Origin of the sequence: Aromatoleum evansii, from assembly GCF_045689615.1 — a bacterium.
Lineage (GTDB): Bacteria > Pseudomonadota > Gammaproteobacteria > Burkholderiales > Rhodocyclaceae > Aromatoleum > Aromatoleum evansii.
In genome coordinates this window covers 2742122-2759907 of sequence record NZ_CP141259.1, presented here as the reverse complement: position 1 = coordinate 2759907, position 17786 = coordinate 2742122, and the positions used below count along the sequence as shown (strand labels likewise).

At 64.3% G+C, this 17786-nt stretch carries 16 protein-coding genes; 6 read left to right on the top strand and 10 right to left on the bottom strand.

Features of this window, described 5'->3' with window-relative positions:
- Positions 1 to 30: 30 nt before the first annotated feature.
- Positions 31 to 1137, bottom strand: coding sequence for a hypothetical protein (locus tag U5817_RS13000; RefSeq protein WP_407277571.1), 1107 nt, complete (start codon positions 1135 to 1137; stop codon positions 31 to 33).
- A gap of 281 nt (positions 1138 to 1418) precedes the next feature.
- On the opposite strand from U5817_RS13000, the gene U5817_RS12995 reads away from it, so the two are divergent.
- Positions 1419 to 2750, top strand: coding sequence for a hypothetical protein (locus tag U5817_RS12995; protein WP_407277570.1), 1332 nt, complete (start codon positions 1419 to 1421; stop codon positions 2748 to 2750).
- Positions 2747 to 4084, top strand: a complete 1338-nt coding sequence (locus tag U5817_RS12990) for an exonuclease SbcCD subunit D (RefSeq protein WP_407277569.1) — start codon at positions 2747 to 2749, stop codon at positions 4082 to 4084. The genes U5817_RS12995 and U5817_RS12990 overlap by 4 nt, the downstream gene beginning before the upstream one ends.
- Before the next feature lie 31 nt (positions 4085 to 4115).
- Here the strand turns inward: U5817_RS12990 and U5817_RS12985 are convergent, their stop codons facing one another.
- Positions 4116 to 5777 carry a UvrD-helicase domain-containing protein gene (locus U5817_RS12985; RefSeq protein ID WP_407277568.1) on the bottom strand — a complete coding sequence of 554 codons (1662 nt, stop codon included), beginning with the start codon at positions 5775 to 5777 and terminating at the stop codon, positions 4116 to 4118.
- Positions 5774 to 7711, bottom strand: a complete 1938-nt coding sequence (locus U5817_RS12980; protein WP_407277567.1) for an ATP-dependent nuclease — start codon at positions 7709 to 7711, stop codon at positions 5774 to 5776. Before U5817_RS12980 ends, U5817_RS12985 begins: the two co-directional genes overlap by 4 nt.
- 158 nt (positions 7712 to 7869) lie before the next feature.
- Between U5817_RS12980 and U5817_RS12975 the strand changes: the two genes are divergently transcribed.
- Together U5817_RS12975 and U5817_RS12970 are read left to right on the top strand one after the other, a co-directional pair.
- Entirely contained in the window at positions 7870 to 10350 is a 2481-nt protein-coding gene (locus tag U5817_RS12975; protein WP_407277566.1) for a DNA repair protein, read from the top strand.
- A 184-nt stretch (positions 10351 to 10534) separates the two neighbouring features.
- On the top strand, positions 10535 to 10774 hold the full coding sequence (locus U5817_RS12970; RefSeq protein WP_407277565.1) for a hypothetical protein: 240 nt from the start codon (positions 10535 to 10537) through the stop codon (positions 10772 to 10774).
- Between the two features lie 67 nt (positions 10775 to 10841).
- On the opposite strand, the gene U5817_RS12965 is transcribed toward U5817_RS12970, so the two are convergent.
- Both U5817_RS12965 and radC read right to left on the bottom strand, forming a co-directional pair.
- Complete coding sequence (locus U5817_RS12965) at positions 10842 to 11150, bottom strand: hypothetical protein (RefSeq protein WP_407277564.1); 309 nt, start codon at positions 11148 to 11150, stop codon at positions 10842 to 10844.
- Between the two features lie 274 nt (positions 11151 to 11424).
- Positions 11425 to 12006 (bottom strand): DNA repair protein RadC, encoded by a 582-nt coding sequence (gene radC / locus U5817_RS12960; RefSeq protein ID WP_407277563.1) that lies wholly within the window; start codon positions 12004 to 12006, stop codon positions 11425 to 11427.
- Between the two features lie 465 nt (positions 12007 to 12471).
- Between radC and U5817_RS12955 the strand changes: the two genes are divergently transcribed.
- Positions 12472 to 12687 (top strand): hypothetical protein, encoded by a 216-nt coding sequence (locus tag U5817_RS12955; protein WP_407277562.1) that lies wholly within the window; start codon positions 12472 to 12474, stop codon positions 12685 to 12687.
- Between the two features lie 76 nt (positions 12688 to 12763).
- On the opposite strand, the gene U5817_RS12950 is transcribed toward U5817_RS12955, so the two are convergent.
- From U5817_RS12950 to U5817_RS12940, 3 genes are all read right to left on the bottom strand, one after another.
- Complete coding sequence (locus tag U5817_RS12950; RefSeq protein WP_407277561.1) at positions 12764 to 13435, bottom strand: hypothetical protein; 672 nt, start codon at positions 13433 to 13435, stop codon at positions 12764 to 12766.
- A 111-nt stretch (positions 13436 to 13546) separates the two neighbouring features.
- Positions 13547 to 13786: a hypothetical protein gene (locus U5817_RS12945; protein WP_407277560.1), complete on the bottom strand. Its 240-nt coding sequence runs from the start codon at positions 13784 to 13786 to the stop codon at positions 13547 to 13549.
- Between the two features lie 252 nt (positions 13787 to 14038).
- Entirely contained in the window at positions 14039 to 14533 is a 495-nt protein-coding gene (locus U5817_RS12940) for a hypothetical protein (RefSeq protein WP_407277558.1), read from the bottom strand.
- Positions 14534 to 14662: 129 nt separating this feature from the next.
- On the opposite strand from U5817_RS12940, the gene U5817_RS12935 reads away from it, so the two are divergent.
- Positions 14663 to 14893, top strand: coding sequence for a hypothetical protein (locus tag U5817_RS12935; RefSeq protein ID WP_407277557.1), 231 nt, complete (start codon positions 14663 to 14665; stop codon positions 14891 to 14893).
- Here the strand turns inward: U5817_RS12935 and U5817_RS12930 are convergent.
- The gene (locus U5817_RS12930) at positions 14864 to 15088 is read right to left on the bottom strand and encodes a hypothetical protein (RefSeq protein ID WP_407277556.1); all 225 of its coding nucleotides are present in this window, start codon (positions 15086 to 15088) and stop codon (positions 14864 to 14866) included. The genes U5817_RS12935 and U5817_RS12930 overlap by 30 nt on opposite strands.
- A 649-nt stretch (positions 15089 to 15737) precedes the next feature.
- Positions 15738 to 17717 (bottom strand): hypothetical protein, encoded by a 1980-nt coding sequence (locus U5817_RS12925; RefSeq protein WP_407277555.1) that lies wholly within the window; start codon positions 17715 to 17717, stop codon positions 15738 to 15740.
- Positions 17718 to 17786 lie beyond the last annotated feature (69 nt).

Sequence of the window (17786 nt, the reverse complement as noted above, 5' to 3'; positions counted from 1 at the left end):
ATCGCCCGGCAAGGCGATACCCTTCGCACCTTAGCGGTCTCGCATGGTTTCGAACCGACGAGCGGCTTCTCGCCGCGCGACGGTGTGCTGCTCCGCGCTGATGTCCGGAACATCGATGCCGCCGACCGCGAAGATGTTGCCCGGAATGTCGTCGTCCGCAGGCGACCCGTCTTCGTAAACCGCTTCCATCCTGGTTAGGTCGGTGCCGCACAGTTCTGCCAGGTGGACCCAGGTCCATGCCTCGACGGGGTCCGGTTCGAAGTCTTCGGCCAGGCGGCGCATGGCTTCGACATCGCCCACGAGGGCGGCCTGTCTCAGCAGTGGAAGGACGGTGGCACTGGTTCCCAATTGGTCAGCCAGGTCGAGCAGGCGGGTCGCGTCTTCCGGCGCCGCCAAGGATTGGGCGTGTCGGAAGTCCGCTTCTTCGCCGGTGAGCTCTGCCCACGCCAGCGCGGCATCCGATCGCCCGAGCCGGGCCGCGGCGGCCAGGTGCTGGCGGTATTGGTCGAACTGCGCGAGGGCGGCGGCGTAATCGTCAGCCCATTCCTTCTCGGGGCCGTCGAGTCCGCGACCAGCGAGTTGCTGCCGGTACCAGTGGCCGTCCCGCTCTTCCGGCGGTTCGCATTGCAGCAGCAGGGCTAGGGCATAGTGCGCATCGGCATGGTCCTTGGCCGCCAACTGTTTCAGCGTGTCGATCAGCAGGGGCGAGTCGAGATCGAGGTCTGGCGCGTCTTGCCAAGGGAAGGCTTGGTCGATGCCAACGTCGCCAGACATCTCTTCGTCGTCGACATCCCACCCGTCTGCATCGCCGGCGACCAGCTTCACCAGATATTTGACGTCGACAGCGACCAAGCGGTAGGTCTCGGCCAGCGCGGTGATGGCCTCGACGATGCGTTGGCTCTCCGCGGAGGGATAGCCCAAGGCTAGGCAGCGCTTGGACAGTCGGGTCAGGTCATCGTTGTGGAACCTCCTCGCCTGTCGTACCTGACCGATGACGGCGTCGGTCGCGAGCGCCGCATGGGAGTTGAAGCCCAGCAGTGCGGCGAGTAGTTCGTAGAGGTGGGCGCGACGGACAGCGATTCCGTGCTGGTCGCGAAGCTGGCTATGTGCGTCGAAGCACAGTTGTTTGATGCTCATGACAGTTGCTCCTCAAGTGAACCGAGGCTGGTCGGACTATGCGCACACGTTTAATGCCGACGCACCCGGTGTCGAGGTGTCGCTGAACATGAGGATCGGTAAGGAAGGCCTTCTTTTGCTCGTGTGCAAGCAAGGCGGGCGCCGGTCCCCATTGTATCTATCAAGCATGGTGCGCGTAAACGCCTGCGATTCGCCTGCGATTCGGCGCGGGGTTGAAGCGAGAGAAAGTCGCGAGAGCATGAATCATCGGAATGTCCCGATATTCATGGAGGAGCCCAGTCATGGCCCATCCCAACGCACACCCCGTCATCGCCGTGCAGGGCGGCGGTGCTCCGGCTGCGCCGACCCTGCTGGGGCAAGGCCCCGCCCGCATCCCCACCGGCGGCAAGATTCGCGCCGGCATCAAGGTGCTCACGAAGAAGGCTGCCGGCGAGCCCAAGGCCCAGGCGATCTACGAGCAGGGCGTGGCCGCGGGCCACTCCTTCGAGCAGATCGAGCGCGCCATCACCGAGGCCCTACCCGATCTCAAGACGCCGCTGGTGCCGCGCAATGTGCCGTGGTTCACCGTGCGGGCGCAGGATTTCCCCAATCCCGAGATTGCCCGGGAGATTCTGGACGCCTATGGGGAGGATCGGGGCGATGGCCGGCGCCTGTACCGCTTCCCGGTGGTGTTCCCCTCCGACTACTGGCAGGCCGTGATGCCGCACGAACTGGCGGCCTGGGGGGCACACGAAAAGCACTACTGGTCGCAATACTCGGCCGATGGCCGAGTGCGCCATTGCATGTGCCATGCCCCGGTGCCGGTAGACGAGACGGGCCGGCGCACGATCCGCCTCTTCGGTGGGCGCAAGACCATGGTCCGAGAGGACAACGGCGGCGGCCTGTGCGAGCCCGAGAGCTGCCGCGAGTACCAGCAACGCCAGTGCAACCTGACGGGACGCTTCCTGTTCTTCATCCCCGGCATCCGTTCGATCAGCGCCTTCGAACTGCATACCAACAGTTTCTATGCAATGAACGCGGCGATCCAGAAATTCGAGACGGTGGGCTTCCTGCGCGGTGGGCGCATCTCGGGCTTCCTCGACCGGCAGCGCACGCCGTTCTACCTCACCAAGAAACTGATGGAGGTGGCCCACATCGACGAGCAGGGGAGGGCGTTGCGCGTGCCGCAGTGGATCATCGACCTGGAGGCGCCGGTGGATGTGACGGCCTTGCTGCGCGAGAACGAAGACACCGAGACGGCCCTGATCCAGGCCCAACTGGCGACGCAGGTGCTTCAGGGGAGCTCGGTGGCGGCGAGCGCCGAGCCGCTACAGCCGGAGGCGGCCGAGAGCCAGGCGGTGATGGCGACCGAGGTTGCATCCGTCGAGGCGCCACCGCTACGTGAGGGGCGTCCCAGCCTTGAGCAACTGATGGCGCGCGCGCAGGCCTACGGGATCGCGCCGGAACGCTACCAGGCGTATGCCGATCGGCGGTGGGGACGGGGCTGGAAGATCAACCCGCATGGCCGTGCCCGGGCCTGGGACGAACTGGAGCGCTACGGCAACGACCCACAGGGTTATCTCGACAAGATCGAGAGCGAACTGCACCTGGCCTCCCGCGGGAGGGCATCATGATCCGCATCGCCCATTTCTCCGATCTGCACTACGGTACCAAGAACCTGATCGAAGCCGATCGTTGCTTCGGCGCCGCCGTCGATCGAGCCATCACGCTGGGCGTGGAGGCCGTGGTGCTCTCGGGCGATGCCACCGACCATGGCCTCGACTTGCACGCGCCGGCCGCCGAACGGCTGTTTGCCCAGGTCCGGCGGCTCGCCGACCATTGCCCGGTGCTGATGCTGCAAGGGACTTTCTCGCACGAGCCGCCGGGCACCTTGGCGATCTTCCGGCTGCTGGGCGGGCGGCATCCGGTGCATGTGGCCGACCGGATCGAGCAGGTCGCCCTCACGGCCCAGGGCAAATGGCTCGCTTCAACGGACTGGTGCTTCGACCGGCTGCCGGCCGGTGCTCGCGCGCTGTTTTCCTGCGCACCCACGGTGAACAAGGCCGCGGTCGCGGCGGCGGTCGGTGCGGCGGACGCCGCCCAGGCCGTCGCTGAAAACCTCGCCGACTTGCTGCGTGGTTACGCGCCGACCCATCGCGCGGCCCGCCGGCAGGGGGTGCCCGCCATCGGTGTTTCCCACGGCACGGTGTTCGGCTGCGTGAGCGAGCACGGCGTGCCGATGGCCGGCTTCGATCACGAGTTCACCACCGGCGCGCTGTTCGCCGCCGAGGCACAGGCTTTCATGCTGGGGCACATCCACCGCCATCAGTCGTGGACTGCGGAAGGCGCGGCCGGCGGGCAGTGCATCGCCTATGCCGGCTCCATTGGCCGCTTCCACTACGGCGAGGCGGGCGAGAAGGGGTTCCTGCTGTGGGAGGTCGACGTCGACCAGGCGCGCTTCACCCTGGAGCCCACGCCCGCGCGCCGGACTATCGATATCGTGTTCGACGGCAAGCCCGACCTCGAGGCCCTGCGGGCCACCGTCGCGCAGCAGGACGTCGCCGGCGCGTTCGTGCGCGTCCGCTGGACCGTCGCCGACGAAGATCGCCACGAAGTCGACCGCGTGGCGATCGAGCGGCTGCTGGCCGGGGCGGCACAGACCAAGCTGGAAGGGCGGATCGTCCCCGTGGTGCGCACGCGGGCGGCCGGGATTTCGCAACTGGCGAATCTGGCGGACAAGGTTCGGGTCTGGGCGCAGGTGACCGAGGCGCGGGCCGAGCCGTTGCTCACGTGCCTTGAGGCGCTCGCAACGCAGACCCCAGAGCAGATTGCGGACGGCTTGCTTCGTAGGGCCGGAGATACGATGCCAAGGCTAGCATGCGATGGAGATGCAAATCTGCAGAGTCTTCGGCCTCTGGAACGGAATGGCCAAGGACGAGCGCGAGCCGGCACCCCTGGATTGTTCTGAACCAGCGGTAGAGTGCTGCGTGCGTCTAGGCTTATGTTGTCGACGTCGCGTAGCCCAGAAACTCCTCGACGGGCGATCGGGCTGCATCCCAGCGACGCACGGCCGCCCGTGGTCTTTCGCGGTATCCAGCAACGGTCAAATATAGCCGTCGCTTTGCGCGGGAGATTCCCACGAAGAACGCTGACCGCTCATCGGTGCGCTTGCCAAAGAACGCTTGTTCCTCAATACCCAGCAGGATGACGCTATCGAATTCTAGGCCTTTGCTCTTGTGGATTGTCATGATCCGCACGGCGCGGTCCTCGGAGAACCGTGACAAAGCACCCACCGCATCCGAATGGAGGGCAAGGAGTTCGGTGATACGGTCCAGAGTCTGCGCGATGATTTCGTTCAGCCGGCCGCCGCGTTCGTAGTCAGCTGAGAGCGCTGCGATAGCTTCCCGGCCCAGCAGGCCGAGGAACTCCTTTGCGAGCTTGCTCAGGGCGGCGGAGTCGTACATGGCGGAGCCCCCTCGGCGCACCTGAGCGCGGGTGCAATCGATATGGCGGTTCCACCTGGAGCGCTGCTCGTAGGCAGCATCGTCGTCCAGCCCCGTCGCCAAAAGCGCATCCATCAGCCGACCATAGGCATCCGGCTCCCGTTCGCTCACTACCACGGCAAGAAAATCGACGATGAGACGTGCCGCCGGTTCGACAGACAGATCCTGCAGGTTCTGCTCGTCGCGGAACGGGACATTGCGGCGGCTCAGCTCCGCCATCAAGCGATCAGCATAGAGGTTCGGTTGCTTGGATACCAACACGGCGATCTCCGAGGGCGGCAGGCCCTCGTCATCGATCCATCCCTGAATCATCTCGGCCAGAGCTTCCGCTTCTTCTTGACTGTCCTGGAATTCGAGGATGTCAACGAAACCGCCTGGCCCTGCCAGTTCTGCGTCGGCTACTGCGGCATTAAGGTCCATGACTTTGACCATGGCGTTCTGCATGCGGCGCAGGCGTGGCAGCGAACGAAAGTTCTGGTAAAGGTTGAGGGGAAGGGCATTGAAATCTTCGGCAAAGGTCTGGAATACCCCCTCCAGCGCGCCGGCCCAGCCCATGATTCGTTGCTTGGTGTCGCCGACTGCGGTCAGCGGAATGCCGGTGCCAAAGAATGCAGTCCGGATGAGCTGGTATTGCGTATCGGTACAGTCCTGGAATTCGTCGAGGAAAACGTGGCTGTAAGTCTGTCGTACAGCGTTGCGTGCCACGGCACTAGTCTGCAGGATCTGGACGGCTAGGGGCACCATGTCTTCGAACTCGATCTGGCGTCGCTGGACCCTCGGCGAGCCGACCGAGTAGTCGGCATCGAGTGCGTCCCTACCGGCCAGTACCGGACGAAAGCGGTCGATCAGACGCTTAGCGAAGGCGTGAAAAGTGTGGCTGTCCAGCCGTGCCGCGAGTGCCGAGCCACAACGCCGGCGCACTCGATCCTTGAGGTTGCGGGCAGCGTCGACTTTGAAGGAGATCGCGAGGATGCGCTGCGGGTAGCGGCAAGTTCCGGTGCGCAGCAGGAAATCAGCGCGCTGTGCGAGCATCTCGGTTTTGCCGGCACCGGGCCCGGCCGTCAACGCCAGACTGCGCTCGGTTTCACGGGCGGCGGCGAGCGCGTTGGGTTCCAACTTCAGGCCGTCGGACGGATGCCAGCGGTCGGGCTTGATCATTCCGGCAGTTCCGCCAGTTTGGCCGTGACCATATCCAACAGGCGATCGATCGATTCCGGCATGTCGACGTTCAATACTGCATCATCCAGTGCTGCCAGTGCTTCAAGATGAGCGGCCGGTTTGCTGCTCAGTTTGAAGCGGTGATGGTAGGCGTCGAAGTAACGCTGCTCTTCTTCGCTGTATTGGCCGGCGTCCCCGTGGCTCTTGCCGAGCACTGCAACAATGGTCTCGTCATCCGGATTGTCCAGGTCTTGCTCGTCAACTTCGTATGCGGTTGAGAATTGCCGCAGCATTGCGAAGTCGAGGTCGAGCGGCGAGGAGAAGAAGACACCGCGGCCTTCGAGCCACTCCAGCCATTCCTTTCCAAATTTCGATGTCATTACGTGATCCTCGCCATTCCATTTGGGCAAGGCCTTAATCGTTGTGTCCGTGAGTCCCTTTATGGGCTTACCGAGGGCCAGAATCTGCTTGGCGGCATACCGCACACGTCCCCATCCGCCCTGGGAACGTCCCAGGTCGAGATCCAGCAGAGTCACATAGGGAATGCCCAGGCCATCAAGGAGTCGCCAGAAATGGTTGACGTGGCGTCCCCCCAGCGGGGCCACGGAGATCGAAGCGTCGTCTTCGGCGAGCCCTTTGGCCTGCAGCAGACGCGGCAGGACGATCTCTTCGCTGTCCCCTTCCCCGAGGATGACCAACCGGGAAAAGTACAGCTCTGGGAAAGCCTGGACCGCTTCGCGCACGAACTTGTGAGCATCATCGGTGGCGTCCGGCAGGATGATCGACTTGACTACGGTCTGCCGGTCCCCATTGAGGCGCAGGTAGCGGATGTTCTCCGGCGGCACGCGTTTTAGCAGCGACGGCGCGTGGGTGGCGACGAGGGCCTGCGCGTCGTGGTGGCCCGCGAAGGCGGTCAATGCCTTGATCACGCGGCCGAGGTAATGGGGCGACAGACTGTTCTCGGGCTCTTCCATCGCCACCAGGGTGAAGACGGCGGGCCTGAGCTTATCGACGTCGAATGCATCGAGCTTGCCGTCCAGTACTTGGCGGCCGATTTCCTGGATGGACAGCACCAGCGAGACATAGAGCAAGGATTGCTGACCGTCGCTCAGGCGCGAAAAGTCGACCATCGGCTCGCCATGTCCCGGCGTGAATCCGACCGTCAGATGGCGCAGCAGGTTGTCGATCTCGTTGCGCTCGAACGAAACGCACGGGCTCGCGTAATAGCTTCCCTTGTGCAGGACTTGCCATTGGGCGGACAGCTGCTCTCCGAGGCCGCCGACCGCCGCATTTCCGGCCAATGCCTCGCTGATGTCCTGCGTGAGACCGGCGATTTCATCTCGTTCGGCCTGCCAGTTGGCAGCGCGCAAAGCACGGCCCAATAGCGAGTTGGCCGCGTAGGAGATATGGTCGGTTGGATCTCGTCGGGCGGGAAGGTAATGCACCTGGATTGCATTGCGGTCATGCTTCTGCACCGCTACCGTTTTGGTCGGAACGCCGTCGTCGTCGACCTGAAGCACATAGTGCATGGTCTCTTCGATATCTCCTTCCTCGTCCATCTCGGCGGCTAGGCGGAACCTTATCCGGGGAACCCCATCGGCGGACTCCAGTTGCATGTGCGCGAAATGGCCGGGTATGGTGGCATGTTTGCCCTTTGGCGCCATGAGTTCGGGAAACTCGAATTGCGCTTCGATCCACAGCGTCAGTAATCCGAGGTTGCCATCAGCAAGGTCGGCCGAGGTGACGTGAAAATCGCTTCGCCGTATCCGCCGCAACGCTGGATCTAAACCGAAGAGACGGGCGAGTGCCTGCAGTACAGCCGTCTTGCCGGCCCCATTGGGACCGAGCAGAAAGCTCATGGCTGCCAAGTCGATAACGGTTGGCGTCGGGCCGAAGGATTGGAAATTGCAGATCCGCAGTTGTGTGAGCTTCACGCTGTCCCCGAGCTGATCAAATATTTTGATTGCATTGTAATCAGCGATTTCACCAGGACCAAAGTAGTCCTTGCGGGGGCAGGGGCCGCCGGAGCCGGTTGAAGCGGGGCAGGGCGGGAGGAGACTAGGTTGTCGTCATCTCCCCGTGGAGTAACACCATGCAACCTCTTTCGCTCACCCTTAAAGGCTTTCGCGGCATCCGCGATGGCCTGGGACGCGATGTCCTGACCCTGGATTTCGAGCGACTGGCCGACGGCGCCGACCTGGTCGCCATCGTCGGCGCCAACGGGCGCGGCAAGACCACCGTGATGGACAACATGCACCCGTATCTCACGATGCCCTCACGGGCCGGCGCGGCGGGTCCGGGCGGGTTCTCCTATTACGACCACGTCTGTCTGCCCGAGAACGAGAAAGACCTGATCTGGGCGCACGACGGCCGTAGTTACCGCTCGCAGGTCGTGGTCCGCCTCAACGGCCGGCGCAAGACCGAAGCCTTCCTGTTCGTGCTCGCCTGCAATGGTGCGTGGAAACCCATGGCGCTCGACGACGGCACCGTGTCCGACGGCAAGGTGGAGACCTACACCCGCTGCGTCGAGAGCATTTGCGGCAGCGCCGACACCTTCTTCACCTCGGTGTTCTCGGCACAGGGCAAGCGGCAGTTGAGTACCTACCGCAATGCCGAGATCAAGACCCTGCTGGCCGATCTGCTCGGGCAGGAGGAGATCCGGGCCCTCGGCCAGAAAGCGGCCGAGACGGCGCGTCTGCTCAAAACGGGTCTCGCGGCGATCCGGCAGGAACAGGCCTCGCTGGACGAGGAAGCGCAGCGGATCGAGGGCGAACGGCGCCGCCTCGACGGCGCCCAGGCTTGCGTCGCGCAAAGCCTGTCGACCCGACAGGCGGCCCACGCCGAGCAGGAGTCGGCGCGAACCCAGCATGCCCAGTTGATCGCCGAGCGAGAGCAGGCGCAAGGCGTGGAAGCGCGCCGGCGACAACTTCAGGGCGAATGCCAGGCGGTGATCCAGGCCGGCAAAGAAGCCATCGAAGCCCTGCTGGCACAGGATCGGGGCGAGCAACAGCGACTGGAACGGCTGGAGCAGCGTATCGCCCAGCGTGTCGGTCAGGAGCGCAACCGCCGGCATGTCTTGCAGAACCAGCGCCGGCAGTGCCTCACCTTGCTGGCAGGTGCGCAAGCCGTGCGGCGTGGGGAGCGCCGTCTGCCTCTGGCAGAGCGAGTCTTGTCGCTACGATCGGCACAGGTCGGAACGTGGCGGGAGCACGTTCAACGCCTGACCCAGTGCCAGGCTGCGGAGCGGATGGCCCAGCAGAAATTGTCCGGGATCGAGCGCGAGGCCGGGCAGGTGGCGCTCAAGGCCGAGGAGTTGGGGCGGCGCTTCGGGCTGACCGGCGAGGTGCCGTGCGCGGGTACCGATCTGCAGGGGCAATGCAAGCTCCTGAACGATGCGCGGGAAGCGCAGGCCCTGATTCCCAGTGCTGAGGGGACGATTCAGCGCCTGGGGCGCCAGAAGTCGACGGTACAGAAGGAACTGGACGCCTTGCGCGAACAGCATGAAGCTCTCTCTGCCGCGCCGCAGGCATTGGCTCGGGCCGAGCACCGGGCCGAGTGTGCCCGGGCGCGTGCCTCGCAGTTTGCGCTGCTGGCCGCCCAGGCCGGGGAAATGGCGCGGGCCGGGACTACGCTGGCCGAGATCGACCAGGAGTTGACGGAACTGGGGACGGGGCTCGGCGCCGATGTCGCGGCTGATCAGCCGGTGGAGATGCCGGAGGAGGCGGCCGAGCGGCAGCAGATCGGCGCGACACGGCAGGCGATCGCCTACCAGCACGAACAGCAGGCCAAACACTATCGCGCTACGCTGGACCGGCTCAAGCAGGCACTGGTGGCCTTGCCTGCACCTTATGACGAGCAGCGCCTGATCGATGCACAGACGAGGATGGAACAGGCGGCACAGTCCGTCACCGCCGCCGAGCAGGCGCACCTGAACGCGGTGCGGGATGCCGAAACCCTGGGTGTCCTGATGCAGCAGGCAACGGCCCTGGTCGGCCGCCAGGCACGGGTGGCCAGTCGCATTGCTCATGTCGAAACCGAGTTGGGCAACTGGAACCTGTTCGCCAAGTGCATGAGCAACGATGGGCTGATCGCGCTCGCCATCGATGATGCCGGTCCGGCCTTGTCGGCGCTCGCGAATGACCTCCTGCTCGCCTGCTACGGTCCCCGCTTCACGGTGTCGATCGAGACGCTGGTGGAGACGGGAAAGGGCGAGCAGAAGGAGGGCTTCGACATCCTGGTGCATGACGGCGAGTCGGGCGAGAGCAAGAGCGTCGGCCTCATGAGCGGCGGCGAACGGGTCTGGATCAACGAGTGCCTGATCCGGGCGGTGGCGCTATACCTCGCCCAGCATACCGGGCGACGCTATGGTGCGCTGTTCTCGGACGAGGCCGATGGGCCGCTGGACCCCGAGCGCAAGCGTATGTTCATGGCAATGAAGCGGGAGGTGCTGCGGCTGGGCGGTTATCAGCGGGAATTCTTCGTGTCCCAGACGCCGGAACTGACCGCCATGGCGGATGCGGTGATCGATATGGATCTACACAGGGAGCCGCACGAAGTCTCGACCGGAGCGTAGTTGGATACTGAATGCCGGCGGTCGCTGGTGCTGCCGCTTGCCACATGCGAGCGGCCCCGAAGGCGGCCGAGCAGCTATGGTGGCGGGCTTCGCTTGAGCGACCTTCGACATGAGGGAGCTATCCGCCGTTTGGCCGCCGTCGATTGCCGTGGCTTGTCGGGCACACCGCCGCTAAAATCCCTGCATGTCGAAAATTCCCGAATCCACGCCTGCATTGAACAGGCTGCGCGCGGCAGCCGGCTTGATCCCCCTTATTGAGGATGGCCTTCGCCAGTCGAAAATCACCGGCGAAAAGGCTTCTTTGATGGCGGAGTTTTGCAGCTGGGCGGCCCAGCAAGCAACGGAAGGCGGCCCCCCGGAGGCCTTACGCCTTGCCGATGACATCAAGTCGGGCTTGGAACGGCTTAAAGCGCTGCTGGCATAGCGGTGGCCGGACTTGTCCGGCCACCGCCACTATCGTGTGGCCCGATTGTGAGCGCTGGATTGCCGACTCATGCCTCGGGCTCCTGCAAGTCAAAGACCGGCAGACCGTCGATCACGGCCGCTTCGCTGTCGAACTTCAGCCAGGCAATGCCGGCTTGCTCGGCGACCGTGAAGATCGCGGCCAAATCGGCTTCCGCCGGGATCCGGTAACAGGGGGCACCGACGTAAATGACGCCACCGCAGTCGGTCGGGTAAGCGTTGACCGACAGCTCGTCATCGGCCAGTTTCAGGCGGGTGCTTGGACTCAGGTGCGAGATCGATAACGAGGCCAGCGATTCAGCCTGCGCTCGCAAGCTTGCCACGGCGGGCGTTTCCATGCGGTTCTCCTTCCTCTTGATGAGACGTCGACTTGGTCTTGGGACGCGTGCCAGTCTGACGACTGAAGTTCATGCCGCAGTCGCGACAACGGAACCAGCGCAGGCGCCCCAGCGTACCCAACAGCACGCCGTCGCCTGCGCAGAGGGGGCAATGTGAAAGGGTTTTCACGGGCATGATGGCCCCTTCACGTGGCAGAGGAAGCAGCCCGCCACTGTGGAGGCGAGCGTGCTGCTCAGGGTCGGACACGGAGCGGTATGCGGGCGGCGCATGGCGCTATATCAACCCACGTTCCGCGAACGAGATCACGCGGTCCCCGGCCACGACAAAATGGTCGATGACCCGCACATCCACCAGGTTCAGTGCCGACTTCAACGTCTGGGTCAGCATTTCATCGGCCCGTGACGGCTCAGCTTCCCCCGAGGGGTGATTGTGGGCGACGGCGAGTGCCGCGGCGTTACGGGCGAGCGCTCCCTTGACCACTTCCCTGGGATAAACGGTGGTCTGGGTCAGGGTACCGCGGAACAGCTCCTCGGCCTCGATCAGGCGATGTTGGGCGTCCAGGTAGAGGACCAGGAACACTTCGTTTTCCAGCTTCGCGCAGTACAGGCGCAGCCAGTCGCGCAGGATTTGCGGCGAGGTCATCAGCGGGCCGCTGCGCATCTGCTCACGCAACTCGCGCAGCAGCAGTTCTCGGGCGACGTTCAGGCGATGGGCCAAGACGGTGTCGGCAGTGCCGAGCATGCCCATTGGGGCCACGGCATCGCTGACATGCAAGGGGGGGGCGCCCGATGCGCATACCAGGGGCGAGAGCAATTCGCTGACCAGATCGGCGCGGGACAAAGCAGAGAGTTTCATGGCGTTCTCCACGAAAGAAAAGCGGAAACGCCGATCCCGAGGGGGACGAGGTCCCCGCTTGGGATGAATGTGCGGACGAATGGATGACATTGGCCGGCACGATGAATGAGGCAGGTATCGACTGCGACGCCGGCCAGGGGCCGGATTCCATCCGACGATGGAATGCATGATTGCCCGATCAGTTTCCGGCATCGGGCGGATGGGCTCAAGGGAGAGGCGGGGATGCCATGTTCAACCGGCTGGAATCCGGTGGGCTTGCGCATGGCGCTTGGGTGGTGGACTGCGACCGCTCACCGAGAGCGTGCGGCGAGACGGGACGCGAAAAAGCGCCGGATCGCACTCCAGTGCGACTGGAATGTCAGCCCACTGGCGCCAGACAAATTTCTTGCGTCCCTGGCGCAAAACCCGCGACAAGCATGGACGATTTGGTCAAGATGAGGACTCAAGCCTTCTTGCAGAACGACCATGATCCGCCTCGGCTCGCAGATTCGACTGACTCGCCGGGAGATCGAGCGCTTCCGGAAGATCACCGACATCGAGCCGGTGGACATCCGCACGCTCGACGACCTGGATGCCTACATTGCCCGGTGCAAGGCGCACTACTGGGGCGTCTCCCAGGAAACCCGGTTCCTGCACTGGCTCATCGACCGCGAATACGCGCAGTGCCGCCAGGCGGCGTAGGGTGCTTTCGGCGGGCCATCGTCTCCCCGATTGTGCAGCAGGGGAGACGGTGCCCAGTCGACAAGCGTCGTCGACATCACTGGAAGAGACGCGGCTCGATCGTGCCACCGCGCATAAAAGCGAGGTAGGCGCCGGCCTTGCCGATGTCGCCGAAACTCGCGACGACCTCATCGCGCCGCAGCACATCCCAGGGCCGTTCAGCATCGTCCGAAGGCCGGATGCTCAAATCGGCTTCCCGGTACGCGGCGTGACGGTAGAGGAAATCGCCCGATCCCCAGTCGATGATGGCGAGGAGGCAGGCGCACAGGATGGCGGTGCCGCCGCATTCGCCGGCCTCAATCAGCAAGGGGACCTTCAGGCTCCCGGTTGAGCGGCCGATCTGGCCGACGACATCATGCTCTTCGAGCCAGGGTTCGCCGGTGCGGGTGTCGCCGAGGATCAGGCGCACCTTGCGCTCACGGGTGCGGCAGGACTCCAGGACCCGGGCGGCCATCGCATCGGTGCCGGGATCGAAGTAGGTCGTGCGCGTCAGTGGAGATTGGCTCCAGGCCTGGACGGCATTGCAGTACTTTTCGTAGCCGGCGAGGGTGGCATAGTCGCCCTCTGCGAACGCCAGGTCGGACCGGCCCAGCTTGTGGGCGATCTGGTTGGCGTGATCGCGGGCATTGGCGAAGCCGAAGCAGCTGTAGCCGTCGCCGCATTCGATCACGTAGCGCTGCTGCTCGGCATCGATGCGCGCCTTGTTCATGTCGGGTTCCTTTCGATATGGCGTGGAACCCGGCACCCGCGGGGTGTGGGCCCCACGGGATTGGGTGGTTCGCCGCGGTGAAGGGCGGCTGGAGTAACGCGGCGCGGTGATTCAGGCCGCCTGCATTGCCGGCTGGAAGCCTGGCTCAACGACTACGTCATCTGGGACGACGATCTGGTCGGAGATCAGGCGGTCCAATTTCAGCTGCAAGGCGTCCGCGTGCTCTTGGTCATCCGGGCACAGGGACGGGCGCAGTTGCATGACCTCCTTCTTGATGCAGCGCAGCTCTGGGACGATGGCGCACTCGGCGTGCGCTTCGATGGCGTTCAGGATGGCGGTGACGGTAATCATCAATGGCTTCCTTTCATTGCGGAGAATGAGTTGGCATGCCGGTGCCGATCGGCGGGTGCCGATCGACCGGGCGGATGTCTGGGTCGCGCGACGTCGCCTTGCGAAGGCTCGTCGGCATGGACGGGTGGGGGGGGCGGGGGCGAACACCGCACGCACCGCTGGGTGAACAGCGGGCGTGGTCGTTCGTCGATCTGGATGCGGCGAAGGGGCCGCATCACCGGTCAGGCCGGCGACGGCCCAGCGCTTCTCAAGTCAGGCGGCGCGTGCGGCCTTGGTTTCGGCAAGCGCCGTTGCCTGGTCGGGCGCCGGCCCGGTGGCCTGATGCTCGAATGTCGCGTGTGCCGTCGCGAACTCGCCGTCTTCGGCCAGGCGGTGCACCTGGGCCACGGCCGGCTCCTTGGTCACTTCGGGCAAGCATTCGACAGCGACGTCACGACCGTGCCGCAGACCCGTCTGCAGACTGCGCCAGGGCTGCACGAATAAGCCGCGGCACAGTCGACGGACGAACTGACCGATCCGCTGGTGGCGTCCCTGGCGGGCCTTGTGCCGGCGCAGGGATTCCTTGCAGCACAGGTACAACGCCAGGTGGGTGCGCTTCATTTCGGGATCGGACTCGAGCTGGGCCATGACTTCGGTCGCGATGGCCGGATCACGGCCGACGCGCCGGTAGAAGCCGACCCAGGCACGTTCTTCCTCGGTTTCGATGCTGGAGCGCCGGGAGCGAGGACGGGGCTTCTCAAGGGACATGGTGTTTTCTCCAACGACGAGTAGAGGGAACACCTGTCCCCGTTCGGGGAGGCGGTGGACTCCCCGATGGTTGCAAGGACATGCGGCGCTGCTAAGCTGAACGCTCACATCCCATGAGGGCCCACACAGATGCTTCGTGCAGGCGACGCGCTACGGTTCACGCCCGACGAAATCGATGCCTACCGGAAACTCGGTCTCGACTTCGACGGGGCGCGAACACGGGATGACATCGAACAGGCATTGACCCGGTGGACCGATACGCTGAACGATGAACGTCCCGATCTATTGGAGAAGATCGCCGTGGCTATGGCGAAAGCCAGGGGCATCAAGCTACCCGCGCGCTTGACGCGGATGCGCTGACGCGGCCTTGCAGCCATTTACCTCGGCAATTCTCATCCAACGGTCGGCGATCCGATCCAGGTAGACCAGATCATCGGCTTCGATCTCACCCGACTCTCGCAAGCGGGCGATCACCTCCTTGACCAGGGACGGATCGTCCTTGGCCAGTTGGATCACGGTGGCGGCAATGCGCCGACGGTAGAGGCTGATCGACATGATCAGCCGCCTGCCGCGCGCGATTCGGAAGCCCGGCCGGACCGCCCGGGGGCGGCGGGCCGCGGCCTCAGCAACGCCGGCAGGACCGATGGGCGCGGGGCAGGGCGGGCATGGCCCGAACCGCCCAGCAACGCGGCGACCGGGCGCGACTCTCTGGTGATGGGGATTGCGAACATGGTGTTCTCCTTCGGAAATGAAAGGGAACACCCTTCCCTGGCGGGGAACTCGGAGTTCCCCGTTCGGGATGCTCGGCCGTGGACGGCAGAGCGGCTCGGCGACGTGCCAGGCGGCACGCACAGGATGAAGGCCCACGGTTCTTGCGAACGGGGCCTTCGCTCGATGCCGGGCGGCCCGAAGGTCGCGCGGCGGGACACAGCGTTCAGCCAGACGGCTGAACCGGACACTCGGCCAAAGACATGGCCGGACCCGACCGAAGCCGGGGATCCACTAGGCAGGTAACGACTGCGACGCCAGCAAAGCTGGACTTCAGGGTGGCCGAAGCCACCGATGAAGGCTGTGCAGACGCGATGTCCACAGAAAGCTCCTGCAGTATCGCGGCAGGATCAATGAGACTCAAGTCCGCGACACGGGTTGCCACCCGCAAGCGCCGGGACTTCAGAGACGTTGCGTTGCCGAGGTGGCGTGCCTTCTATGTCTGCTCGGTCAGGCGGCCGTAACCCCGGCCAATACCCTCGGCCATCTTGGGGAAGAGGGCGCTGAGCAGTGCGTCGAAAGTGGCTGGGCGCAGGTAGGCCTCGTCGCCAGCGTCGATGCGGTCGATGAGCGTCTGACGCCACGCCTTGTATTTGCTGGCTTGCTCTCCGGTGAAGTGTGTTTCGAGTTCATAGGCCTTCACGGCGATGGCGTATAGCGAGTCCCAGCGCTTGTTGTGTTTCCCGCTTTGCATGATGGCATTGAGCACCTGGTAGCCGGTGCGTACGTCGTACCCGACGCCTTTATTGTGCTGAATCGACAGAAGGCGAGCGATCAGGCCGGACTCGTCCAGCAGGACGGGATCGTCGGCTCCCGGCAGGCCATGAGCCGACAACGCCGATGCGGCTTCCATGATCTGCGCCCATTCATCGCTGTGCACGCCAAGGAGCGTCGGTTGCGGACCGTCGCCATGGTGTCGCCGTCGGGCATTCCTGATCCGCACGTTGGCATCGTGGAATGTGGTCACGGCCTCCAGGTAGCTGACCGTCCAGTCGGACACGGGCAGGGCGAGCCAACGGGGACACATCAATTCAAACAGGCGTTCCCTATAGCGGAGCGTCACGGGATGCGCATCGAGCGCTGCGTCGAGTCGCTGTCGCTTGATCGAAAAGATCGGGTGATGCACCCAACGTTTGCCGAGCGTCTGATTGACTACGAGATCGCTCAATGCTTCCCGGTTCAGCCGCCCGCCGAGTTTGCCCAAGTCGATTTCCAGCGTGGCGATGTTGAGTTGGCGAATGCGCTGCAACTTCTCGTCGTCGATGCCATGGGTGACCGTGACCTCCACAAGCACGGTGGATGGCCAGGGCGAGCTGAACGTGTCCTCGATCTCTTCCTCGAAATCATCGTTCACCCAAGTGTCGGTGATGCCTACCGTGGAGATCTTGCTTCCGTCCAACGTGGCGATGACATCCGGAACGATTCGGCCCCGACGTTGCTCGAGTTGCACATCGGTGAGTTCCAGCTTTTTCGGCGGGGAAAACCAGGTCATGCGAAGCGTGTCGGTCTCCCATTCGCCGAGGAACTCGTCGGGAGGTTCGCGCCGGGCGGAAACCTCGAGTCCGGGTGTCGCGATCCGGCGCGCGCGCTCCAGGATGGCCTTGACCTCCCGATGCAGCAGCGTTTCGCGTCGCCAGCGCTGTGCCGTCGCGTCGTCGATGTCGGATGTCAGGCGGAACCGGAAATCGGCCTCGTCGGTCGCATCCCAGTCATCCAGGGCGTCGTGCGCTGCCCGGGCCGCTTCTTCATCGCCCCGGGCGGCCAGTGTTCGATCCTGCCAATGGGAGCACCAACGGATGTCGGGCAGGATTCGCAAGCGGGCACGGATGTCCTCGGGACTGAGCATGGCAAGATCCGGGTCCGAAAGCGAAATCGTGACCATGGCCCGCCCGTCGGGTCCGTCGGCGGCATCCCGTCTGCCGGTGAGGTCGATGAGCAGGGTACGGCCGTCGTCCAATGTGAGTTCCGCCGTTGCGTGGTCTAGCAGCCGCGCACTCCCGATCATTCCACGTTCGGCCGGCGCTTCGACCCAAACTTCGTAACCCCGGCCGCTGAATCCCGTCGCGGTCCGCGACATGGTTCGCCGTGGGAGATCGATGAATCCCTGTTCGTGGAGAAGATGGGTCGCGGCCAAGCGCGCAGCGACGATGGTGCAGGCATCCTTCTGGGCTCCTGGCGGGTGTCGGAAATGCGCCGTGGGGCGGACGCGCATTGGTTGCCCGGGCATGACCGGCGTCAAGTTCAACTGGCAGGCAGGACAGACGCAGGTGCATCTGTGCTCGACGACCTCGTCGTCGTGGATATAGCGCGGCTCGCCGGTCCGGGCATCGTGCGCCCACTTCAGCGGTACCTCGGAAGCGTCGGGCCCCGCCTGTTCAGGCGAGGCACCGAGCCTGTCGATCTGCCAAGCAGTCACCTGATTCTCCTGCATCACCTGAAGCAATGGCCAATCTCGCATATTCCCACACAGGTAAGCGTCATAGGT